This window comes from Flavobacterium sp. 90 (assembly GCF_004339525.1).
GTDB lineage: Bacteria > Bacteroidota > Bacteroidia > Flavobacteriales > Flavobacteriaceae > Flavobacterium.
This window is the reverse complement of the sequence record NZ_SMGE01000001.1, coordinates 2938532-2960308: the sequence shown is the minus strand read 5'-3', so window position 1 is coordinate 2960308 and position 21777 is coordinate 2938532. Positions and strand designations below refer to the sequence as shown.

Sequence of the window (21777 nt, the reverse complement as noted above, 5' to 3'; positions counted from 1 at the left end):
AAGAATGACACAGGAAAATCTTGTACGTAAAAACACCTGTTTTTCGCAAATTCTAAAAAACAAATAAAGCTTCAAATAATAAAGTTTCATTTATTTTTGAAAGTTTAAAAACTTTTACTTACATTTGATCCATGGAATTCAAAGAAGCAAAAAATAAGTTCGTACAAACCTGGGGAGCATTAGGTTCTCAATGGGGAATTAATAAAACCATGGCACAAATCCATGCTTTATTAATGGTCTCGAACGAAGCTGTTTCTATGGAAGACATTATGGAGGAATTGCAAATTTCGCGCGGAAATGCCAGCATGAATCTAAGAGCTTTAATGGATTGGGGAATCGTCTACAAAGAATACAAAGCCGGAGAAAGAAGAGAATTTTTTACTGCCGAAAAAGATTTAGACGAATTGGCTTCTAAAATAGCCCGAGAAAGAAGCAAAAGAGAAATTAAACCTGCTCTTAAAATCTTAAAAGAAGTTTCTACGATTGAAGCAAAAGATTCGGCTGAAGAAAAACACTTTGTAGATCAAACGACTAAATTGTATGACTTTGTTTTAAAAGCAGATAATATGCTGGATAAAATGACAGAATTCAATGAAAACTGGTTGGGACGTTTGGTTCTGAAAATTATGAAGTAAAACATCAAACTAAAAAAATTTAATCAAAACTTTCATTTTTTTCTGAAAGTTTAAAATAATCAATAATTATGAAAACTATAAAAAAATTAAACAACTTTGCCCTTATACTCTGTTTTCTCTTTTATCTAACTTGTTATTTACGATTCGTTGGACAAGCGTTTCTTGCAATTATTCAAATACTTACAGCAATCTTTTTAACTACAAAGATTTTTTCAAAACCAAATAATGTTTCCATCAAAAACCAAATAAGAACATATTGGATTATCACGATTCTTAATGCCATAATACTATTTTCATTTTTCCATACTATAATGTGGAACGATTTTTTACAAGTCGCTTTTGTAACTATAATTCCAAATATTACTGCTATTTATTTTTATAAAATATTACTTAAATACGAAAACTTAGGATTTGACAAAATAAAAATTGATTAACTAATCTAATTTCAACCTCGTTATGAAAGCTATAAATTACCTTAATTATTTTTTTGTTGGTTTCCCCATATTACTTATTTCAATTGGATTAATTACTAATGAACAAAGTGGCAATTTAACCGGCTCTGGTTTATTATTTACAATGCTTACCGGGTTATTTCAGGTGATTTTTGGAATAAAAATGTTAATCGACGAACCTAGTGACAAAAATCTGCAGTATTACATAAAAGGAGTAGTTTTCTTTTTTCTCCTATGGTTTGTTAACGGTCTAATTTTTAATATTGATTTCATCTACTTCATCTTATTTATAATTCCGCCAATACTTGCAGTCTATTTTTCTACAATAACCTATAAAAAAGCACACTTATGAACTTCTTAAAAGCTGAATGGAAAAACTTAGCACTTTTCAATTATGAAGTTGATGCTAAAATCTTAGAAAAATACGTCCCAATTGGTACTGAAATAGATTTATGGAACAACAAATGTTATGTGAGTTTGGTTGGTTTCATGTTCAAAAACACAAAAGTCTTAGAAATTAAAGTTCCTTTTCATATCGATTTCGAAGAAGTCAATTTGAGATTCTATGTAAAACGTTTCGAAAACGGAGAATGGAAACGCGGCGTAGTTTTCATCAAAGAAATTGTTCCTAAAAGCGCTATTACTTTTATTGCAAATACTTTGTATCAGGAACATTATGAGACTCAAAAAATGACTCATAAAATCATTGAAAATGAAAACTCAAACACTTTTGTTTATCAATGGAAAAACAAAGAGAAGTGGAATACAATTCAATTAGAAACTCAAAAAAATCCAATAGAAATCGCTATCGATTCTGAAGCTGAATTTATAACGGAACATTATTTTGGCTATACAAAAATTGACGAAAAAACCAGTTTCGAATATGAAGTTCAACATCCGAGATGGGAACAATTTGAGGTTTTGAACTATAACGTTGATATTGACTTTAAGAAAACTTACGGACGAGATTTTGAATTTTTACAAACCGAAAATCCTATTTCTGTTTTCTTAGCAAAAGGATCTAAAATCAGCGTGCAAAACAAACGAAAACTGGAAAATGTTTTTACGCTCGAAGAAATTTACGATTAAAACTTCAAGTTATTATTAATCTAAAAAAAAGGAATTATGAAAACGCTCGAAAATCAAACTTTACTTTATGATGAAGATTGTCCGCTTTGCAGTTTGTATACAACTGGATTTGTAAAAAGTGGAATGCTTGATGAAAACGGAAGAAAATCTTATTGTGAATTATCTCAAGAAGAACAAACTTTTGTGGATTTAAAACGCGCACCAAACGAAATTGCTTTGGTAGATAATAAAACTAAAACCGTTATTTACGGAATTGATAGTTTAATAAAAGTTATAGGATTTTCTTTTCCATTAATTGAAAAAATTGCAACAATAAAACCTATTCATTTCATCTTGAAAAAATTGTATTCTTTTGTTTCTTACAATCGAAAAGTAATTATTCCTGGTGGAAACATTAAAGAGAACAAATTGCAATGTACTCCGGATTATAATTATAAATATCGTTTCCTTTTTATTGGTTTTGCATTAACGCTGACGAGTTTTATTTTATTTGAATATTCTAATTTGATTCCCAATTTGCCAAAATCAAATATTACAAGAGAATTCATTTTAGCATTTGGACAAATTGTGTTTCAAAGTTTATTTCTTTTGAAAATGAACAAAAAAACAATTATCAATTATACCGGAAATTTAATGACTATTTCTTTAATGGGATCTTTAATTTTGACACCAATCTTAATTCTTAATCAATTTATTAATGTTCCGGAAATTTTTATTTTAGGTTGGTTCGGAATAACCGTTTTCATAATGTTTGCAGAACACTTTAGAAGAGTTAAAATTCTAAAACTTCCCTTTTATTTATGTTTCACTTGGGCACTTTATCGAATCATTGCTTTACTATTTATTTTAAATTTATAAAATGAAAAAACTCATAATTGCAGCCGGAACAGGATTTTTAGGGCAAGTTCTAATCAATCATTTCAAAGATAAATTTGAAGAAATTGTAATTCTTACCAGAGGAAAATCTCAAACCGTTGAGGGAATCAAATATGTAAACTGGAACGCCAAAACTTTTTCGGGTTGGGAAAAGGAATTAGAAAATGCAACGGTTTTAATTAATCTCGCAGGAAAATCTGTTGATTGTCGTTATACAAAAAAGAATAAAAAAGAAATCTTATTATCTAGAATTGAAAGTACAAAGATTCTAAACAAAGCTGTTTTAAATTGTACAAATCCGCCTAAACATTGGCTGAATTCATCAACTTCTACTATTTATCGTTTTTCATTAGACAAACAAATGGATGAAACAGATGGCGAAATTGGAAACGATTTTTCTATCAATGTTGCGCTTTCTTGGGAAAAAGCATTCTTTAAAACCGAAACTCCAAATACTTTAAAAACTGCTTTGAGAACTTCAATAGTATTAGGCAAAAATGGCGGCGCTTTTATTCCGTTAAAGACTTTAGCTAAAATTGGTTTTGGCGGAAAACAAGGAAAAGGAAATCAGTTCATAAGTTGGATTCATGAAGAAGATTTTGCCAATGCAATTGATTTAATTATTCAAAAAGAAATTACCGGCGTTATTAATATCGTTTCTCCTGAACCAATTCGAAATACTGACTTTATGAAAAAACTTCGAAAAGCAGTTGGCTTCCCTTTCGGAATTCCGATGAATAGTATTCTTCTGGAAATTGGATCTTTCTTCATTCGAACAGAAACCGAATTGGTTTTAAAAAGTAGAAACGTGATTCCGAAACGACTTTTAGAGAATGGATTTAAATTTAAGTTTGGAGATATTGATAATGCATTTCAAAATTTATTACACAAATGAAAACACAAAATATAGATTGGAGTTATTTGTTCAAACAATGGATTTTTAGTTTGATAATAGGTCCGGTTATTTCTCAAATAATTGCCTTTATTCCTGTTTTTTATCCAAGTCAAGCGATTGGTTTATTAGGAATGTTTCCAGTAGTTTTTATAGTTAGTCTTATCTTTTCGGCACCAACATATATTGTATATGCTTTTGTTTACAACTTTCTCGCTAAAAAAGATTTTCCAATTTTATATTCGAAAGCCTTTTTAATCACAATACCTGTAATTGGAGTTTTTATAACTACAGCCTTCATTGGTGGTATGTTATGGTATTTTATAGCTGTATCGTATTCACTTTCATCGATTATTTGTGGACTATTGTTTAATTTAAATTTTTATGAGGAAGAAGAATTATAATTTTCAATTCGTCTGAAAACAAAAACAGCTAAAATTGCGTTTTTTGTCATTTCGACGGAGGAGAAATGACAAGTTTTCCTAAAACCAAACAAAAATCAATGACAACAATTAACCTTACAACAAAAATAAAAGCACCGAAACAAATCGTTTTTGATGCATCAAGAAATATTGATATTCATCAGCAATCTGCAAGTCCTTCAAAAGAAAAGGCAATTGCAGGAATTACATCCGGATTAATAAATTTAAACGAAACAGTAACTTGGCGAGGTAAACATTTTGGATTTTATCTCACACACAAAAGCCGAATTACGGCAATGAATCTCTATGATTATTTTGTGGATGAAATGGAAAAAGGAAAATTTAAATCTTTCAAACATGAACATTTTTTTGAAGAAAGAAATGGAATTACAATCATGAAAGACAAATTAGAATATGAAACTCCGTTTGGAATATTCGGAGAACTTTTTGATATTTTATTTTTAGAGAAGCATCTTACTAACTTTCTTTTAGAACGAAATAAGATTCTAAAAGAAGTTTCAGAAAAAACTATTTAGCGGCATTATAAAATTTTATTTCCAAAGGAAACCAAAAATGGCCATACAAATCTTGTTGATTACCATCTGAATTTAAATAATACAACGAGAAGCTTATTTTAATTTTACTTTTACCAAAACCAGAGATTGCAGATTCAAACCATATAAAATTTTGTTCCTCACTTTCAACTGACAGTTTGTTATCATCGTTTTCGATATTGTAAACCGTATTTTTAGACACACAAATTGGCTCTAATGAAACAATCTTCTTTTTCATTGATTTGTAGTTTTGAATTTCATTGAGAATAATCGCATCTGACGAATCTCCGTCAATAGAAATTCCTGAAATAATGATTTTATCATTTTTTTTACAATCAATGTAAATCCCGTGAACAGAATCATGTTCATTGTTTTTTCTATAAATCGTATAATAATTAGCCTTATTAATTTTGATTGGCTCATCTATATCATTAATAGAATATTTACTTTTAATTGAAACTGTATCAATAACAATCAAAATTTCATAAGTAGCTTGTTTGGTAACTAAAAGAGATGTTTCCATTTAATTGTTTTTTAGATTAAAAAAACACGAACAAAAAAATTAGTTCGTGTTTTTCAATAAGTTTTATAAAATTAAGGTGTACTAAAAATTAAGCCGGTACAACTACTTGTGGATCCCAGTAATAATATCCGTATAATTGTTGTGTTTGTCCATCACCTGCTAAGGTATAAACAGCGATATATACGTAAAAATTCTCCGTTCCTCCTCTAGCTATTTTAGAATCGTAGCTAGTGAAATTTTGAACGGTTTGAACCGGTGGAATACCATTTGCCTGATCTGGATTAGGCTGTACTGCTCTGTTTCTTGTAACGATATCAGTTGTAAAATTATTAAATACATGATCTCCGTTCCAATATTTAATTCCGTAAAGAATTACAGAATCATCAGAATTTTGTTGAATTGATGTCCCTCTAAAAGATACATAATCCCCAGCATTAGCTCTAAAACTTAAATCTGCTGTACCTTGACCTGAAACAATCCCTCTTGGACTGTAACATATCATATATTGACTATTGTGATTTATTCCCTGTGGATTATTAGGGTCTGAATTCGCAGGAAAATTATTTTTAATATATTCTGTGTCTATTACGACAAGAATATCAATCTGTGCCGATGAGGCTGCTGCACTTTGTGTCATGATATTAATTTATTTGTTTCCCTACTCATAAGGCTTTTCAGGTCTCGCCTTCGCTTTTTTCTGTACGAAACAGTTCGTTTTTTTAGGTGGGTTCTGCTCCACTTTTTTGGTTTGTTGTTTATTTAGGGTATTTTTATAAAAAAGAATTTTAAATTATTATAAAAACTTAAAATCAGTTTCTTAACAAACATCCTGGAATAAATAGTGGAAAATAACTGTAGCTAGCATGTTCTTATTTTCTATACCAAAGCTATATCTGATATTTTGATTTCGTAAAAAAAATGCTACAGGAAAAAGATTTTTGGTCATGAAACAAATAAAACAAGTCATGAGATTATTCTCGCAAAAAAATGCAGCATAAAAAATCAAACAACTAAAGATGAGTTATTTACAAAAAACTAACGGTTTAATAATAGAAAAAAAACAAAAGCGTTAAAACAAATCGTTTTGGACGCTGCAAGAAATATTGATGTACATCAACAATCTACAAATTCTTCAAACATGAACATTTTTTTGAAGAAAAAAACGGAATTACAATAATGAAAGACAAATTGCATTATTGTAATTCCGCTTGGGATATTTGGAGAGTTTTTGGGTATTTTAATTTTCTGCCGGAACGAAATAAGGTTTTGAAAGAAGTTCCTGAAACCCATTTACTTTAGTTTTAAAACTCAATCATTATCCTGATCATCAAAAATTATAACTTCATCTAATGCATCCTGATCGTTTCTTTTATAAAACATTCTATACATTAAAAAGATTGAAAAAATATTAATTGCAAGATGTGCCATATAAATCCAGAAATTCATAGGAATCCAAATGCTATAAATTAATGTGGCAAAAATAGCAATAACAACCAACATGAATTTCTGATAGAATCTGACAAGTGATCCATTTATAAAAGCCAATGCCAGAATGATCAATGCCACTAATCTATTGAAAAGAGCAGCGAAAATAAAGGAAAATGCACATACAAAAATAGACATCAAACGATAAGATCCTATTATTAATGGCCAGACAAAACCTAGAAAAATCATCCAACAAATAAAGAATACAATGAACTGTGTGTTCGTGAATTTGAATCCAAAAAAAGAAATTTGTTTTTCCATGTGGTTATTTATTTTCAAATATAGTTTTTAATTTTATTAGGATAAAATGATATTTCTGAAAAGTTAAACCGAACTTAAAACTGATTCAAAAGAAAGAATTAGTTAGAAAATTTAGCTATTTTAGAGGATTGTACTAATCTTCTTTTAAAAACAGACTCATGAAAATAAAGACTAAAATTTTATCGATAGCTTTCTTCCTATTTACTTTTATGGGATTTGCACAAAGTAATTGCAATGATTTAAAAGGCTGCGAAAGAAAGTTATGTGAACTAAATATCAAATTAACGGCAGCAAAAAAAGCAGGTAATCAAAGTCAGATTAAAGGAGTTGAAGAAGCTATTTCTCAAACCAAAAAAAACTGTACAACAAAAACAGTAAACAATGACCTTGACAAAAAAGTAAAAGAAAAGCAACAAAAAGTTAAGGAGAGAACTGACGATCTGAACAAAGCGATTAAAGATCAGGAAAGCACAGAAAAAATCGACAAGAAAAAAAAGAAACTAGCTGAAGCTAAAGCTGATTTGAATAAAGCTCTTGCGGAGCAAAAAACAAAATAGTTTGTTTTTTCTCTCGCGGATTTAGCGGATTTTATAAATTAATTTGACAAAGTCCCAATATTTAAAGGCAATCTTGTCATTTCGACGGAGGAGAAATCTCCGTGAGAAGCTCGACAAAGATTAGTGATTTTCTTTGAGGAGTTTCTAGTGTGATTTCTCCTCCGTCGAAATGACAAAACCTTTGCATCTTTATGATATAACTTTTAATTATATATATTCCCTTAACTAAATTTTGAAAATAAAATTTCTTGATTTACAGTTTGCGTGAGGGATTGAAGCGGTATCCTTTTATGAAGCGGAGCGGAATAAAAGATATAGCCGAAAGCCCGGTTCGCCTTTTTCGGCGAACACGCCCAAAAAACTAAACGTAATCTAAAGAAAAACAATCATAAGCCACCAAAAAATTGGAACGCTTTCGACCCAGAAAGAAGTATAATATTTAGAACGATTTGGATTTGCAAATGCTATAAAAAGCATCAAAGTGATGACCATTATTAAATTTATAAGCAGATCATGAAGATCAAATGTCAATATCCCAACAACCCAAAACGGAACCATAAGTGAAAAACCTAAAATTTTTGTTCGCCTTACGCCAATAGTTTGAGGAACGGTTTGCAAATGCGGATCATCGTTTGCCAAATCAATAATTTCGAAAACCAAAATCAGAACAAATACCAAAACAAAACGCTGAATACATTTTACAAAAAAGTTGGTCGTTAATGAAACTTCGGCATTTATAAGAGGCAAAACCAGCGTTGCTCCTACCCAACAAAGCGCAACTATATAAATTTTTACGCCTGCCCAATTTCGGGCATTTTTTTTATTTGGAAAAAACGGAAGTGTATAAAGTGCTGTTATAGCAAATATTCCAACGGAGACAATTTGAGTAATTCGTTTTAAATGGAAAAAATAATAACCAACCAAAAACAATGAAATCAGACTTAAAACAGCAATAATTTTCAGCTGAATTCCGATTGGTTTTTGTTGCACGCGAACTAAGGCATCATATTTAACAAAATTATACCCCACAATTGTTCCAAAAAAAACGAAGAGCGCCATTGGCTCATCATATTGAATATGAAACACATGAAATGTGATTCGCACAAGAGCGTAACACGATAAAGCCACATGAATACTGCTATTCAGGTAAAAATCTAAGATGCGTTTTGATACTATCATACCTCAAATCTAATCAATTATTAACAAATCAACTCTTTAGTTGTAAATTTCATAAAAAATGAAGTTAAAAATGCTAATTAAATTATTAATAATACTTAATTTTGCGCGACAAAAAAACAACACTATTACAACTATATGAAAACAGATGCTTTTGCTTTAAGACACATTGGTCCAAGAGAAACAGATCTTCAACACATGTTACAAACTATTGGAGTTGAATCGATCGAACAACTTGTTTATGAAACCCTTCCGGACGACATTCGTTTAAAAGCACCGTTAAACTTAGATCCTGCAATGACAGAATATGAATTCGCAAATCATATTCAGGAATTAGGCAAGAAAAACAAAGTATTCAAATCTTATATTGGTTTGGGTTATCATCCAACTATCGTTCCTGCTCCAATTCAAAGAAATATCTTCGAAAATCCAGGATGGTATACAGCTTATACGCCTTATCAGGCAGAAATTGCTCAAGGTCGTCTTGAAGCAATTTTAAATTTCCAAACTACTGTTATCGAATTAACAGGAATGGAAATCGCAAACGCTTCTTTACTTGATGAAGGAACTGCTGCTGCCGAAGCTATGGCTTTGTTATTTGACGTTCGTACACGTGATCAAAAGAAAAACAATACAAATAAATTCTTCGTTTCTGAAGAAATTTTACCACAAACTTTATCAATCCTTCAAACACGTTCAACTCCTATTGGAATTGAATTAGTTGTTGGTAACCACGAAAACTTTGATTTTTCTAATGAGTTCTTCGGAGCCATTTTACAATATCCGGGAAAATATGGTCAGGTAAATGATTATAGCGCTTTTGTTGCTAAAGCAAAAGAAAACGAAATCAAAGTTGCCTTTGCTGCAGATATTTTATCACTTGCTGCTTTAACTTCTCCGGGAGAAATGGGAGCTGCAGTTGTTGTTGGAACTACACAACGTTTTGGTGTACCAATGGGTTATGGTGGTCCTCACGCTGCATTTTTTGCAACTAAAGATGAATACAAACGATCTATGCCAGGTCGTATTATTGGAGTTTCTATTGATGTAAACGGAAACCGCGCTTTACGTATGGCTTTAGGAACTCGTGAGCAACACATTAAACGTGAAAAAGCAACTTCAAATATTTGTACTGCTCAGGTTTTATTAGCAGTTATGGCAGGAATGTATGCAGTTTACCACGGACCAAAAGGATTACAATATATTGCAAACAAAGTTCACGCATCGGCGGTTACTACTGCTGAAGCCTTAAATAAATTAGGAGTTTTCCAAACTAATACCGCTTACTTTGATACTATTTTAGTTAAAGCAGATGCTCAAAAAGTAAAAGCAATCGCTGAGAAAAACGAAGTAAACTTTTACTATGTAGATGCTGATACGATTTCTATTTCGTTCAACGAAACAACTTCTATTACTGACATCAATCAAATTATTGCCATTTTTGCTGAGGCTTTAGGAAAAGAAACTTTCACTGTTTCTGAATTAGCTACTGCAAGTCAGTTACCTTCTTCATTAGAAAGAACATCGCCTTTCTTAACGCATGATGTATTTAACAATCATCATTCAGAAAGTCAGATAATGCGTTACATCAAAAAATTAGAGCGTAAAGATTTATCATTGAATCATTCGATGATTTCATTAGGTTCTTGTACGATGAAATTAAACGCAGCTTCGGAAATGTTGCCTTTATCAATGCCAAACTGGAACAGCATTCACCCATTTGCACCAGTAGAACAAGCTGAAGGTTATATCACGATGCTTAAAAAATTAGAGCAACAATTAAATGTAATTACCGGATTTGCCGGAACAACGTTACAACCAAACTCTGGAGCTCAGGGAGAATATGCAGGTTTAATGGCTATTCGCGCTTACCACTTATCAAGAGGTGATAGTCACCGTAATGTATGTTTAATCCCTTCATCTGCGCACGGAACAAATCCTGCTTCTGCAGCTATGGCCGGAATGAAAATCATCGTAACTAAAACGACTCCTGAAGGAAATATTGACGTAGAAGATTTAAGAGAAAAAGCTATTGAGCACAAAGATGATTTATCTTGTTTAATGGTAACTTATCCTTCGACTCACGGAGTTTTTGAATCTTCGATTATTGAAATTACTAAATTAATCCACGACAATGGCGGATTAGTATATATGGATGGTGCAAACATGAACGCGCAAGTTGGATTAACAAATCCTGCTACGATTGGTGCTGACGTTTGTCACTTAAACTTACACAAAACATTCGCTATTCCTCACGGTGGTGGTGGACCTGGTGTTGGACCAATTTGTGTAAACGAAAAACTAGTTCCGTTTTTACCAACCAACCCAATCCTTAAAGTAGGCGGCGAACAAGCAATTACAGCAATTTCATCTGCACCTTACGGATCTGCTTTAGTATGTTTAATCTCTTACGGTTACATCACAATGATGGGTGCCGACGGATTAAAAAGTGCTACAGAACATGCGATTTTAAATGCTAACTATATGAAAGCACGTTTCGAAGGACACTACCCAATTCTTTATACAGGAGAATGCGGAAGAGCGGCTCACGAAATGATTTTAGATTGTCGTTCATTCAAAGAAAACGGAATCGAAGTTGGTGATATCGCAAAACGTTTGATGGATTACGGTTTCCACGCTCCTACAGTTTCTTTCCCTGTAGCAGGAACTTTAATGATTGAACCTACTGAATCTGAAGATTTAGCAGAATTAGATCGTTTTTGTGATGCTCTTATTTCAATCAGAAAAGAAATTGAAGCTTCAACAGCAGATGATAAAAACAATGTATTGAAAAATGCACCTCATACATTGGCAATGTTAACTACTGATTCTTGGGATTTCCCTTATACCAGAGAAAAAGCGGCTTACCCATTAGAGTATATCGCTGAAAACAAATTCTGGCCATCAGTTCGTCGTGTAGATGATGCTTATGGTGACAGAAACTTAGTTTGTAGCTGTGCTCCTATTGAAGCTTACATGGAAAATTAATCTTATATTATTTTATAGAACAAACCCGATGACGATTCAGTTATCGGGTTTTATTTTTTTTATAACATTCTTAAAGTTTTTCTGATTTTCTGTAACATTGTAAAATATTTTGATGAAATATTTTTTTTCGTCGCCGTTAATCTCAAACGTTTGAAATCTCGATAAAAATAAAAATTCGTTAGAAAATTAACAATATATCCAACAAATAATTATTATTTCATAATTATATGCATGCATAGTATTTTTTATGACAGTTATCATGAATTTATTTATACTTTAGCAATAAATTTACCGGATAATCGAGGAATAATGAAAATAAAAATAATAGGTATAGGAAGTTATATTCCTAATAAAGAAGTAAGCAATACTGACTTTGGCGATCATGTTTTTTTAAATGAAGACGGAACTCCCTTCGGTTACCCTAACGAAGTTGTAATAAAAAAATTTAAAGGTATTACCGGTATCGAAAATCGCCGTTATGCCGAAGACCAACACACCTCATCTGATTTAGCTTATTTCGCAGCTGAAAGAGCACTTGAAAATGCTAAAATCGATCGTGAGACTTTAGATTATATCATTTTTGCGCACAATTTTGGTGATGTAAAATCAGGAACAAATCAGTCTGATATTTTACCAAGTTTAGCAACGCGTGTTAAAAACAAACTAGATATTAAAAATCCTAAATGTGTGGCTTACGATATTCTTTTTGGATGTCCGGGCTGGATTGAAGGTGTTTTACAAGCAAATGCGTTCATTAAATCCGGAATGGCAAAACGCGTTTTGGTAATTGGAGCCGAAACTTTATCAAGAGTTGTTGACGATCATGATCGTGATTCTATGATTTATTCTGATGGTGCGGGTGCTTCAATTTTAGAAGCTTCTGATGATGAAGCTGGTTTATTATCTTACGAAAGTGCCACTTTTGCAAATGAGGAAGCTAACTTTTTATTCTTCGGAAAATCATATAATCCTGATTTAGATCCAGATATTAAGTACATCAAAATGTATGGTCGCAAAATTTACGAATTTGCTTTAAGTCAAGTTCCTTGTGCGATGAAAAGCTGTTTAGATAAAAGCGGAATTGGAATTGATGAAGTGAAGAAAATCCTGATTCACCAAGCCAACGAAAAAATGGATGAAGCAATTATTGCTCGTTTCTACAAACTTTACGACAAAACTGCACCAGAAAATATTATGCCAATGAGTATTCATGATTTAGGAAACTCAAGCGTGGCAACTGTACCAACTCTTTATGACTTATTAATTCAGGGAAAACTGGAAAATCATGAAATTAACAAAGGCGACGTTGTTATTTTTGCTTCTGTTGGAGCAGGAATGAACGTTAATGCATTTGTATATCGATACTAGTATTCAGTCGCAGTTTGCAGTAAACAGTCACGATTTACAGTCGCAGTAATCAGTTCAATAAATTGTAAACTGCGACTGTAAACTGAAAACTTAAAAAAGTCCGCATCTTAATAGTGCGGACTTTTTTAGTATATTTGCGACCTAATTATAAAATCAAGAACGAGAGATTGTTTCGTTCCTCGCAACGACTATGTACGAAAAAGTGTTTCCAAATAAAAGATTCAAACTTACCTTAGAGTTTTTACAAAAACATGTTAAAACATCAGAAACTATATTTGATTTTGGTGTTCCAAATCCATTTTCTAAAATAATGGAAGAAAACGGTTATACCGTAAAAAACACAAAAGGCGAAGATTTAGACAACGATCAAACTGCTTTGCAAACAGAAGAATATAGCGTTTTTACTGCATTTGAAATTTTCGAACACTTGCTAAATCCGTACACTATTCTGGAAAACGTAAAATGTGACAAATTGTTAATTTCAATTCCGCTACGTTTATGGTTTTCACCGGCATATCGTTCCAAAATTGATATGTGGGACAGGCATTACCACGAATTTGAAGACTGGCAATTAGACTGGCTTTTAGAAAAAACCGGTTGGAAAATAACTGATCGTCTACAATTTACACATCCGGTAAAAAAGTTTGGTATTAGACCGTTACTAAGATATTTCACTCCAAGATATTATATTGTGGTAGCTGAAAAAATCAAGATCTAAGATTTTTGATTAACGATTTTTGATTTTTGATTTTTAGATGACATGAACAATCTAAAATCTAAAATCTAAAATCTAAAATTTTTTAAATGAAATATTACATCGTCATTCCCGCACATAACGAGCAAGACCTTATTGGTTTAACATTGCAATCTTTGGTTTCGCAAACTGTTTTACCATCAAAAGTTGTCGTTGTAAATGACAATTCAACTGATAAAACAGAAGAAGTTGTTTTAAGCTTCGCGAAAGAAAATCCGTTTATTTCTGTTGTGAACAAAACTTCAGATGCGATACATATGCCGGGAAGCAAAGTAATTCAGGCTTTTCAGAAAGGTTTTGAAACGCTGGATTCTGATTACGATATTATTGTAAAAATAGATGGTGATTTAATTTTTCCTACCAATTACTTTGAAACTATAATCAAACATTTCCAATCTGATCCAAAAATCGGAATGGTTGGAGGATTTTGTTATATCGAAAAAAATGGAGATTGGATTTTAGAAAACCTAACAGATAAAGATCATATTCGCGGAGCATTGAAAGCTTACAGAAAAGAAACTTATCAGCAAATTGGAGGTTTAAAACCGGCAATGGGCTGGGATACTGTAGATGAATTGCTTTGTAAATATTATGATTGGAAAATTGTCACCGATGAATCTTTACATGTAAAACACCTAAAACCAACAGGTGCAAATTACAACAAAACAGCTCGTTATAAACAAGGCGAAGCTTTTTATACCTTAGGATATGGTTTTTGGATTACATCAATCGCCTCTGCGAAATTGGCGATGATGAAGAAAAAACCACTTCTGTTTTTTGATTATATTAGAGGATTTTGGAAAGCTAAAAGCGCCAAAACTCCTTTGTTAGTTACCGCTGAACAGGCTAAATTTATAAGAAATTATCGTTTCCAAAAAATGAAACAAAAGTTAATTTGATTGGTAAAACAACCGAAAAACGGGAACTCATAACCCGAAACTCGTAACTTCTTTTTACCTTAGCCAATATTTGTAAAACTTATGATGCTAATTCGTTATTTATCTCAAATAGGAAGATATTTTTTAATGCTGAAGGAAATTTTCAACAAACAGACCAAATGGCCTGTTATGAAAAAACTGATTTTCAAAGAAATCGATGATTTAATAATCGACTCCCTTGGCATCGTTTGCTTTATCTCCTTTTTTATTGGAGGAGTTGTTGCCATTCAAACTGCACTAAACTTGACTAATCCGTTAATTCCAAAATATTTAATTGGTTTCGCTACACGTCAATCTGTAATCCTGGAGTTTGCTCCTACTTTTATTTCGGTAATTATGGCCGGAAAAATGGGTTCTTACATCACCTCAAGTATTGGAACAATGCGTGTTACAGAACAAATTGATGCATTAGAAGTTATGGGAGTTAACTCCTTAAACTATTTAGTTTTTCCAAAAATAGTAGCCCTATTAATGTACCCTTTTGTAATTGGAATCAGTATGTTTTTGGGAATTTTTGGCGGATGGCTTGCTTGTGCTTATGGTGGATTTTCTACTAGCCAGGATTTTATTCAAGGTGCTCAAATGGAATTTATTCCTTTTCACATTACATATGCTTTCATTAAAACTTTAATCTTCGCAATGTTATTAGCTACAATTCCATCATTTCACGGATATTACATGAAAGGTGGCGCACTTGAAGTTGGTAAAGCAAGTACAGTATCATTTGTCTGGACATCTGTTTGTATTATTCTTTTTAATTATATATTAACTCAATTATTATTAGGATAATGATCGAAGTAAAAAACATAGAAAAATCATTTGGCGACAGTAAAGTTTTAAAAGGTGTTTCGACGGTTTTTGAAACCGGAAAAACCAACTTGATTATTGGTCAAAGTGGATCCGGAAAAACTGTTTTATTAAAAACTTTGTTAGGAATTCATACACCTGATTCAGGAACGATCGAATTTGACGGAAGAGTTTACTCTGAATTAAATCCAGATGAAAAACGCGAATTAAGAACTGAAATTGGAATGGTTTTTCAAGGAAGTGCTTTATTTGACTCAATGACTGTTGAAGAAAATGTAGCTTTCCCTTTAAAAATGTTCACAAACGATAATAAAGCTAAAATTCAGGAACGTGTTGATTTTGTTTTAGAACGCGTTAATCTAATTGATGCTCATAAAAAATTACCTTCTGAGATTTCCGGAGGTATGCAAAAACGTGTGGCAATTGCCCGTGCAATTGTAAACAATCCTAAGTATTTATTTTGTGATGAACCTAACTCTGGTTTAGATCCAAATACTTCAACGTTGATCGATAATTTGATTAAAGAAATTACCGAAGAATATAATATTACAACTGTAATCAACACGCACGACATGAACTCGGTAATGGAAATTGGTGAAAACATCGTATTCCTGAAAAAAGGAGTGAAAGCGTGGCAAGGAACTAAAGAAGAAATCTTTAGAACTGACAATAAAGATATCGTAAAATTTGTTTACTCTTCGAATTTATTCAAAAAAGTAAGAGAAGCTTATTTGAAGGGTTAAAATCCTTAAATTTCAAAAATATAAAAATCCAAATTCCAATCTTAAGCAAATTGGAATTTGGATTTTTTATTGGAGTTTTAATAGTTCTTTGGCAACCCAAATCCTATTACCAGTCCTACTCCCGCGTAACTATACTTAGAAATGCTGCCAAACACCTTAAGACCAATACTAGGAGTTAAAGCATTGAATATTAAATTAGATCTTCTCTTAGGATTAAACCACTTAAAGTTAGCTTCAAAAGGAACACCATAAAATCTTTTATATTGGTAATACCGATTATGCTCAAAATCTCTATTGGTGAACTTTAAATTATTAGAATTTACTCCGACAGAAATACTATAAGAATGGCTTCTGGTTAACCATCTTCTTCCATATAAAATGGCATATTCATCATTATCTTCTACATTCGAAAAGACAAAAACACTATCTTGTTTGACATATCCCGTTTCATGAGAATATCGCAAAGTAAAAAGATTTTTCTTATACTGATAATTTAATTCTCCTCCACCGGCAAAACCAAAATTTTGCATAACAGAAAAACCTCCAAAAACCTCCGCATAAATAATCGGACTCTTTTTCTGTATTATTATTACAACATCCTTGGTATCTTGTGCATAAATTGAATTAGAAAGCACTAAAACAAAAACAATTTTAAGTAGTTTTTTAATCATAATCAATTGAATATCTAGTTATAAAGAGGAAATAATTTTCAAAACACAACGCAAATAATATACCAATTAAAAAATATAAATTTCAATCAAATAGAAAATCCAAATTCCAATCTTAGTCAAAATTGGAATTTGGATTTTTTTATTGGTTTTTCTACCAGACTTTAATTGGAGTTTATCAACTCTACCTCTGCATTTGGATTAAAAAGATACGTTTTTCCTGAACTAATCTCAATACATTCGAAACGTTTGGTTCTAACGGCTAATTTCTTGAAGATTTTACCGTTTTTAATTCTGAATACACTTCCGTAAGGAATTTCAAAAACATAGTTCTTATCGCTGTTTGCATCGTATTGTTTTAACGCTAAAGACAAAGTTGTATCTGTATCGCTACTTGCAGACGGATTTTTAAAATGTCTCGCTAATAAGGGCAATAAACCACCCGGGAAAATCTCCGGACGTATAAACGGAACCATCATTCTCTGAAATGTAAGTTTCCATTCATTTCCGTGCGGTTTTATATTTCGTCCAAACCTTTCAAACGCTACTAAATGTGAAATTTCATGAATCAGCGTAATCAAAAAACGATACTTATTTAAACTTGCATTTACCGTGATTTCATGTTTACCGCTCGGTCCTCTTCTGTAATCTCCATGACGCGTTTGGCGTTCATTTACGATTTTCAGATGAACCTGATTGGCAACAATCAAATCAAATACAGGCTTTACAGCATGTTCCGGTATATATCTTGCAAGAGTTTCGTTCACAATAATTATTAATTATTAGTTATGAGTTATGAATTTTTAATTAAATTTTTCTTTGACGTAATTATTATGCTTTTGATTATTTTTAGTACTTCTGCGCATTGATTGTGCATGGATTCAAACTCTATTGTAGAAACATAATTTGTCGCATTCAAAATCTCTAACCAATACATTGATTCGTCGCATTCTTTTTGAGAAATTGATAATTTATGAATAAAATCAGCTTTGCTTTGCGCGTTAACTGCCTCACGAACATTTGCACCAACTGAAGTAATAGAACGTAAAAATTGTTTACTCATTACAAATTCCTTCTTTTCAGAAACCAACCATTTATGAAAATTAACACCTCTAATTGCTAATTCAAAACTCTTGGTTTTCACCACACTTTCATTCATAACTCATAATTAATAATTTATAATTCTCTACGGGTTAGTCGAAGAAACTTCTAAAACCTTTCCGTTAAAATATTTATTTCCGTTAAGGGTAAAATCATAAATATAAGTTGCCATACCTTCGGCTGAAATTGGAGCCTGATATCCTGGGAAAGCTTCGTTTAACATTTCTGTTTGGACAGATCCAAGAGCCAATACGTTAAATGAAATTCCTTGTTCTTTATATTCTTCGGCAAGTAATTCTGATAAGGTAATTACGGCGCCTTTGCTCGAACTGTAAGCTGCTAATCCGGCAAATTTCAGACTTCCTCTTACACCGCCAATTGAACTAATCGTTACAACATGACTTCCTTTTTGTAAATATGGCAAACAAATTCTCGTAAGATTTGCAACTGCAAAAACGTTTACTTTATAAATACTTTCAAAATCTGCCTGAGTTGTTTCTGCAAAAGGCTTTAACAACAAAGCTCCTGCATTATGAACCACAGCATCTACTTTTTTCCATGTTGAAGAAAGAAAATTATCTACTTCGGCCAAAGCAGTTTCATCTGCCAAATCAACAGAAAGGCACGTAACATTTTGATGTTCTAAAAGTGTTTGAGGTATTTTTCTTGAAATCGCCAAAACCTGATGTCCAGCATCGGCAAATTTTAGCGCAAGTTCGTAACCAATTCCTCGACTGGTTCCGGTAACAATAATATTTTTCATAAAGCAAAAATAAGCAAATCCCGTAAAAGGATCGGTTATTTATTCATCGTTATTTCTTCTGTTGGCGTTATAGCGATTTTAGTCACCGCCGGCAAAAACTCCTGAATAAAAGAAGTCATATGCGGAATATCCATTACCTTAAATTCATCTGAAACATGGTGATAATAATCAAAATTCTCAAAATCAAAAGTACTTATCGATTGACATGGTTTTCCAAATTCTTTAAAAAACGAATAATTATCTGATCGGTAAAACAAATTATATTCGGCTTCTTTTGGTAGAAAACCAATTGTCTTTTTACCTGTATATTCGTTTATTTTATCTGCCATATTCGATTTATCAAAACCGGTAATATAAGCCAGATAATCGCGTTTCATTGGCACACCAATCATTTCGATATTTAATTGTGCGTATAAATTAAAATCTTGCTTTTTCAATTTCTGTACTAAACTTTTAGATCCAAGTAGACCTTTTTCTTCTCCAGTAAAAAACACAAATAAAATACTGCGTTTATTACTTTTGGTTTTACTAAAATATTTTGCCATTTGTGCAACGGCAGTAACTCCGGACGCATCATCGTTTGCACCATTAAAAATTACGTCTGGTTGCTCTTTTGTTTCTAAACCAATATGATCGTAATGTGCACTCAGAACTACAAATTCCTTTTTTAATTTAGGATCTGTTCCTTCCAGAACTCCAACAATATTAAATGCCGGTTTATCAAAATTGGTAAGTGTATCGCGATAAGTCGCAAAATAAGGCTTTACATTATTATTTTTGAAGAAATCTTCTAAAAATACCGCTGCTTTTTCGATACCTTTTGATCCGGTATCACGTCCTTCTAATTCATCTGAAGAAAGATATTTTAGAAAATCCGAGACTTCGTTTTCATCTACTTTATAAGCGATTTCAAGAGGTTTTGAAGTTGTTTCACTTACCGCAGACGGATTTGATTTGCAAGCTAAAAAAACAAATGGAAGAAAAAAATAAAGCTTTTTCATAAAGGAAAGATTCGGTTTGAGCTTAGAACTTAAACTTCTAAAGCTGATGGTTTAAAATATTTCTTATACACTTTGTACACCTGAATACTTCCTAAAACAATAAAAAACAACGGAATAAAAACAGGCATTATATACTTTGAAAATTGGTTTGTTTTTTGAAAAATGGTCTGTAAAATTACAATCAGACTAAACATTCCTAAAAAAATACCAATCAAAGTTCCTGCAATATAATAATATTTTAACTTTCTTTCAACTGCAATATACTTTCCGTTAAGCAAGTATAAGTTCCAACTCGTCCAGAAAGGCAATTGCAAAAAATTAAAGCAATTCAAAACCACTCCAATTACAAATGGCGAATACATTAAATATTTACTTAAGCTATTATTTAAAGTTGCTCCCGAATTAAAATTAAAGTAAAACAAATAAGCCAAAACAAACATAAATCCAATGGCAAAAAAGTCTATTACTTTCATTAATTGCTTATTTCTAATAAGTTGTCTCGCAAAAAGTAAGGTGAAATAAATAACAAAACTTTCGATAAAAATGACTCCGAACAAAAAGAAAACCAAATTATGAATTCCTGATTTTGAATAAATTTCTAAGCCTACTAAATTCAAATATCCCAACGGAATTGAACCAATGAAACTCACCAGAAACCCTATTGAGATATTTTTTATCTTTTTCATTTTCAAAAATTTACAATTTTATTATTTTGCACCAAATGCAATCTGTATTCGCGAATTCCAACTTTATAATTTAAATACGGAACTCCCATTTTATGATTTTCGGCACTAATTTCATACATATAAGTGATGTGTCGTGCCAATTCTTTCCAGGCAAACCAAACGGAATGTTTCGGATCATAAATATGTGTTGGCTCACTTGCAGCTCCGTTAAGTTCTACAATTTGAAAGTTTTCTCCTCGTTCCAATTCTTCAAAAGTATTGTACATGATATCAAATCGTCCAAAATAGAATTCCGGAATTTTAGTCGCAACTTCATTTATCATTGCAGTTAATTTTGGTGTAATCAAATTACTTCCGTCAAGAAATTTTGCTCCCCGCGCATGATTCCCAAACGGTACTAAATTCAACATTTCGCCACTTTTCAAAACTTTATGTAACTCACTTCCGTATTCTTCCTGCAATGCTTCGAGTTGGAGTTTAAATCTTGGCGTTTTACATATTAAATCTTCAATTGTTGAGATTCCGTCGCCGGTAACAATTAAAAATTCTTTCGAAACAATTCCGGTAATCCTTCCTTCTTTCTGATGTGGATGACGTACATAAAAAATCCCAACTTCATTTTTAAACGGAATTAAATCCTGAATCAAAAAATCAAAATTTGCTTTCTTCGCATATTCCCCTAATTCATAAATATTTCTGATTTTTTTTACACCAGAACCACGCAAACCAATATCTGGTTTGGCTATAAAAGGAAAATAAACTCTATTATCGACTATAGTACTTACAATCTTTTTTAAATCTGTACTTTCTCTGATCAAAATAGTTTTTGGGTAATGTTCTTTAGGAAGCAAATCATAAATCTGCTTTTTGCTTTCCATTAAAAAACCGCCGTTTTTAATCTTTGGATTCGAGGCGTTAAAAAAGAAAACTGATCTCGCTTTGATTGCATAATACGCCCAAAGAAAATAAATAGGAACGTACAAAACCTGAAACGGCCAATATTCCCAATTGCTGACTTTATGAAAAAATAGTTTCATC

The 21777-nt window shown here is 31.8% G+C and carries 25 protein-coding genes; 14 read left to right on the top strand and 11 right to left on the bottom strand.

What is annotated here, in order from left to right; translation table 11 throughout:
- Positions 1–131 precede the first annotated feature (131 nt).
- From C8C83_RS12105 to C8C83_RS12075, 7 genes are all read left to right on the top strand, one after another.
- Positions 132–635, top strand: a complete 504-nt coding sequence (locus tag C8C83_RS12105) for a MarR family transcriptional regulator (protein WP_099709576.1) — start codon at positions 132–134, stop codon at positions 633–635.
- A 68-nt stretch (positions 636–703) separates the two neighbouring features.
- Entirely contained in the window at positions 704–1069 is a 366-nt protein-coding gene (locus C8C83_RS12100) for a hypothetical protein (protein WP_121328807.1), read from the top strand.
- Positions 1070–1435: 366 nt separating this feature from the next.
- Positions 1436–2176, top strand: coding sequence for a DUF2071 domain-containing protein (locus tag C8C83_RS12095; protein ID WP_121328805.1), 741 nt, complete (start codon positions 1436–1438; stop codon positions 2174–2176).
- A gap of 36 nt (positions 2177–2212) precedes the next feature.
- Positions 2213–3034, top strand: coding sequence for a hypothetical protein (locus C8C83_RS12090; protein ID WP_121328804.1), 822 nt, complete (start codon positions 2213–2215; stop codon positions 3032–3034).
- Between the two features lies 1 nt (position 3035).
- Positions 3036–3947: a TIGR01777 family oxidoreductase gene (locus C8C83_RS12085; protein WP_121328803.1), complete on the top strand. Its 912-nt coding sequence runs from the start codon at positions 3036–3038 to the stop codon at positions 3945–3947.
- Positions 3944–4348 carry a hypothetical protein gene (locus C8C83_RS12080; protein WP_121328802.1) on the top strand — a complete coding sequence of 135 codons (405 nt, stop codon included), beginning with the start codon at positions 3944–3946 and terminating at the stop codon, positions 4346–4348. The genes C8C83_RS12085 and C8C83_RS12080 overlap by 4 nt, the downstream gene beginning before the upstream one ends.
- 98 nt (positions 4349–4446) lie before the next feature.
- Positions 4447–4902 (top strand): SRPBCC family protein, encoded by a 456-nt coding sequence (locus C8C83_RS12075; RefSeq protein ID WP_132011758.1) that lies wholly within the window; start codon positions 4447–4449, stop codon positions 4900–4902.
- Here the strand turns inward: C8C83_RS12075 and C8C83_RS12070 are convergent.
- From C8C83_RS12070 to C8C83_RS12055, 3 genes are all read right to left on the bottom strand, one after another.
- Positions 4895–5443 carry an AidA/PixA family protein gene (locus C8C83_RS12070; protein ID WP_121328801.1) on the bottom strand — a complete coding sequence of 183 codons (549 nt, stop codon included), beginning with the start codon at positions 5441–5443 and terminating at the stop codon, positions 4895–4897. The two genes, C8C83_RS12075 and C8C83_RS12070, sit on opposite strands and share 8 nt — an antisense overlap.
- An 88-nt stretch (positions 5444–5531) precedes the next feature.
- Positions 5532–6080 carry an inclusion body family protein gene (locus tag C8C83_RS12065; RefSeq protein WP_099709585.1) on the bottom strand — a complete coding sequence of 183 codons (549 nt, stop codon included), beginning with the start codon at positions 6078–6080 and terminating at the stop codon, positions 5532–5534.
- Between the two features lie 671 nt (positions 6081–6751).
- On the bottom strand, positions 6752–7189 hold the full coding sequence (locus tag C8C83_RS12055; protein ID WP_121328800.1) for a hypothetical protein: 438 nt from the start codon (positions 7187–7189) through the stop codon (positions 6752–6754).
- A 158-nt stretch (positions 7190–7347) separates the two neighbouring features.
- Here C8C83_RS12055 and C8C83_RS12050 point away from each other — a divergent pair, with 158 nt between their 5' ends.
- Positions 7348–7746, top strand: a complete 399-nt coding sequence (locus C8C83_RS12050; protein ID WP_121328799.1) for a DUF1090 family protein — start codon at positions 7348–7350, stop codon at positions 7744–7746.
- Positions 7747–8118: 372 nt separating this feature from the next.
- Here C8C83_RS12050 and C8C83_RS12045 read toward each other — a convergent pair whose 3' ends face one another.
- The gene (locus tag C8C83_RS12045) at positions 8119–8925 is read right to left on the bottom strand and encodes a hypothetical protein (RefSeq protein WP_121328798.1); all 807 of its coding nucleotides are present in this window, start codon (positions 8923–8925) and stop codon (positions 8119–8121) included.
- A 135-nt stretch (positions 8926–9060) separates the two neighbouring features.
- Here C8C83_RS12045 and gcvP point away from each other — a divergent pair, with 135 nt between their 5' ends.
- The 6 genes from gcvP (at position 9061) to C8C83_RS12015 (ending at position 16520) form a co-directional block, all read left to right on the top strand.
- On the top strand, positions 9061–11910 hold the full coding sequence (gene gcvP, locus C8C83_RS12040; RefSeq protein ID WP_121328797.1) for an aminomethyl-transferring glycine dehydrogenase: 2850 nt from the start codon (positions 9061–9063) through the stop codon (positions 11908–11910).
- A 309-nt stretch (positions 11911–12219) separates the two neighbouring features.
- The gene (locus tag C8C83_RS12035; RefSeq protein WP_132011992.1) at positions 12220–13278 is read left to right on the top strand and encodes a ketoacyl-ACP synthase III; all 1059 of its coding nucleotides are present in this window, start codon (positions 12220–12222) and stop codon (positions 13276–13278) included.
- A 190-nt stretch (positions 13279–13468) separates the two neighbouring features.
- Positions 13469–13996 (top strand): methyltransferase, encoded by a 528-nt coding sequence (locus tag C8C83_RS12030; protein ID WP_121328796.1) that lies wholly within the window; start codon positions 13469–13471, stop codon positions 13994–13996.
- Positions 13997–14082: 86 nt separating this feature from the next.
- A complete protein-coding gene (locus tag C8C83_RS12025) occupies positions 14083–14931 on the top strand; it encodes a glycosyltransferase family A protein (protein WP_121328795.1) in 849 nt (282 codons plus the stop codon).
- A gap of 81 nt (positions 14932–15012) precedes the next feature.
- The gene (locus C8C83_RS12020) at positions 15013–15759 is read left to right on the top strand and encodes an ABC transporter permease (RefSeq protein WP_089351987.1); all 747 of its coding nucleotides are present in this window, start codon (positions 15013–15015) and stop codon (positions 15757–15759) included.
- On the top strand, positions 15759–16520 hold the full coding sequence (locus C8C83_RS12015) for an ATP-binding cassette domain-containing protein (protein ID WP_071635273.1): 762 nt from the start codon (positions 15759–15761) through the stop codon (positions 16518–16520). The genes C8C83_RS12020 and C8C83_RS12015 overlap by 1 nt, the downstream gene beginning before the upstream one ends.
- Before the next feature lie 77 nt (positions 16521–16597).
- On the opposite strand, the gene C8C83_RS12010 is transcribed toward C8C83_RS12015, so the two are convergent.
- The 7 genes from C8C83_RS12010 to C8C83_RS11980 form a co-directional block, all read right to left on the bottom strand.
- Complete coding sequence (locus C8C83_RS12010) at positions 16598–17191, bottom strand: hypothetical protein (RefSeq protein WP_121328794.1); 594 nt, start codon at positions 17189–17191, stop codon at positions 16598–16600.
- 161 nt (positions 17192–17352) lie between these two features.
- Entirely contained in the window at positions 17353–17955 is a 603-nt protein-coding gene (locus tag C8C83_RS12005) for a SprT-like domain-containing protein (RefSeq protein WP_121328793.1), read from the bottom strand.
- A 26-nt stretch (positions 17956–17981) separates the two neighbouring features.
- Entirely contained in the window at positions 17982–18347 is a 366-nt protein-coding gene (locus tag C8C83_RS12000; protein WP_121328792.1) for a four helix bundle protein, read from the bottom strand.
- 27 nt (positions 18348–18374) lie between these two features.
- Positions 18375–19052, bottom strand: coding sequence for an SDR family NAD(P)-dependent oxidoreductase (locus C8C83_RS11995; protein WP_121328791.1), 678 nt, complete (start codon positions 19050–19052; stop codon positions 18375–18377).
- A gap of 35 nt (positions 19053–19087) precedes the next feature.
- Positions 19088–20053 (bottom strand): M20/M25/M40 family metallo-hydrolase, encoded by a 966-nt coding sequence (locus tag C8C83_RS11990; protein WP_121328790.1) that lies wholly within the window; start codon positions 20051–20053, stop codon positions 19088–19090.
- A 29-nt stretch (positions 20054–20082) separates the two neighbouring features.
- On the bottom strand, positions 20083–20739 hold the full coding sequence (locus tag C8C83_RS11985; RefSeq protein ID WP_121328789.1) for a hypothetical protein: 657 nt from the start codon (positions 20737–20739) through the stop codon (positions 20083–20085).
- Positions 20740–20741: 2 nt separating this feature from the next.
- Positions 20742–21776, bottom strand: coding sequence for a D-alanine--D-alanine ligase (locus C8C83_RS11980; RefSeq protein WP_121328788.1), 1035 nt, complete (start codon positions 21774–21776; stop codon positions 20742–20744).
- Between the last annotated feature and the right edge of the window lies 1 nt (position 21777).

Bases quoted from the DNA above. Each gene is read 5' to 3' on its own strand.
- C8C83_RS12105 (WP_099709576.1), top strand. From the start codon at position 132: ATGGAATTCAAAGAAGCAAAAAATAAGTTCGTACAAACCTGGGGAGCA.
- C8C83_RS12100 (WP_121328807.1), top strand. From the start codon at position 704: ATGAAAACTATAAAAAAATTAAACAACTTTGCCCTTATACTCTGTTTT.
- C8C83_RS12095 (WP_121328805.1), top strand. From the start codon at position 1,436: ATGAACTTCTTAAAAGCTGAATGGAAAAACTTAGCACTTTTCAATTAT.
- C8C83_RS12090 (WP_121328804.1), top strand. From the start codon at position 2,213: ATGAAAACGCTCGAAAATCAAACTTTACTTTATGATGAAGATTGTCCG.
- C8C83_RS12085 (WP_121328803.1), top strand. From the start codon at position 3,036: ATGAAAAAACTCATAATTGCAGCCGGAACAGGATTTTTAGGGCAAGTT.
- C8C83_RS12080 (WP_121328802.1), top strand. From the start codon at position 3,944: ATGAAAACACAAAATATAGATTGGAGTTATTTGTTCAAACAATGGATT.
- C8C83_RS12075 (WP_132011758.1), top strand. From the start codon at position 4,447: ATGACAACAATTAACCTTACAACAAAAATAAAAGCACCGAAACAAATC.
- C8C83_RS12070 (WP_121328801.1), bottom strand. From the start codon at position 5,443: ATGGAAACATCTCTTTTAGTTACCAAACAAGCTACTTATGAAATTTTG.
- C8C83_RS12065 (WP_099709585.1), bottom strand. From the start codon at position 6,080: ATGACACAAAGTGCAGCAGCCTCATCGGCACAGATTGATATTCTTGTC.
- C8C83_RS12055 (WP_121328800.1), bottom strand. From the start codon at position 7,189: ATGGAAAAACAAATTTCTTTTTTTGGATTCAAATTCACGAACACACAG.
- C8C83_RS12050 (WP_121328799.1), top strand. From the start codon at position 7,348: ATGAAAATAAAGACTAAAATTTTATCGATAGCTTTCTTCCTATTTACT.
- C8C83_RS12045 (WP_121328798.1), bottom strand. From the start codon at position 8,925: ATGATAGTATCAAAACGCATCTTAGATTTTTACCTGAATAGCAGTATT.
- gcvP (WP_121328797.1), top strand. From the start codon at position 9,061: ATGAAAACAGATGCTTTTGCTTTAAGACACATTGGTCCAAGAGAAACA.
- C8C83_RS12035 (WP_132011992.1), top strand. From the start codon at position 12,220: ATGAAAATAAAAATAATAGGTATAGGAAGTTATATTCCTAATAAAGAA.
- C8C83_RS12030 (WP_121328796.1), top strand. From the start codon at position 13,469: ATGTACGAAAAAGTGTTTCCAAATAAAAGATTCAAACTTACCTTAGAG.
- C8C83_RS12025 (WP_121328795.1), top strand. From the start codon at position 14,083: ATGAAATATTACATCGTCATTCCCGCACATAACGAGCAAGACCTTATT.
- C8C83_RS12020 (WP_089351987.1), top strand. From the start codon at position 15,013: ATGATGCTAATTCGTTATTTATCTCAAATAGGAAGATATTTTTTAATG.
- C8C83_RS12015 (WP_071635273.1), top strand. From the start codon at position 15,759: ATGATCGAAGTAAAAAACATAGAAAAATCATTTGGCGACAGTAAAGTT.
- C8C83_RS12010 (WP_121328794.1), bottom strand. From the start codon at position 17,191: ATGATTAAAAAACTACTTAAAATTGTTTTTGTTTTAGTGCTTTCTAAT.
- C8C83_RS12000 (WP_121328792.1), bottom strand. From the start codon at position 18,347: ATGAATGAAAGTGTGGTGAAAACCAAGAGTTTTGAATTAGCAATTAGA.
- C8C83_RS11995 (WP_121328791.1), bottom strand. From the start codon at position 19,052: ATGAAAAATATTATTGTTACCGGAACCAGTCGAGGAATTGGTTACGAA.
- C8C83_RS11990 (WP_121328790.1), bottom strand. From the start codon at position 20,053: ATGAAAAAGCTTTATTTTTTTCTTCCATTTGTTTTTTTAGCTTGCAAA.
- C8C83_RS11985 (WP_121328789.1), bottom strand. From the start codon at position 20,739: ATGAAAAAGATAAAAAATATCTCAATAGGGTTTCTGGTGAGTTTCATT.
- C8C83_RS11980 (WP_121328788.1), bottom strand. From the start codon at position 21,776: ATGAAACTATTTTTTCATAAAGTCAGCAATTGGGAATATTGGCCGTTT.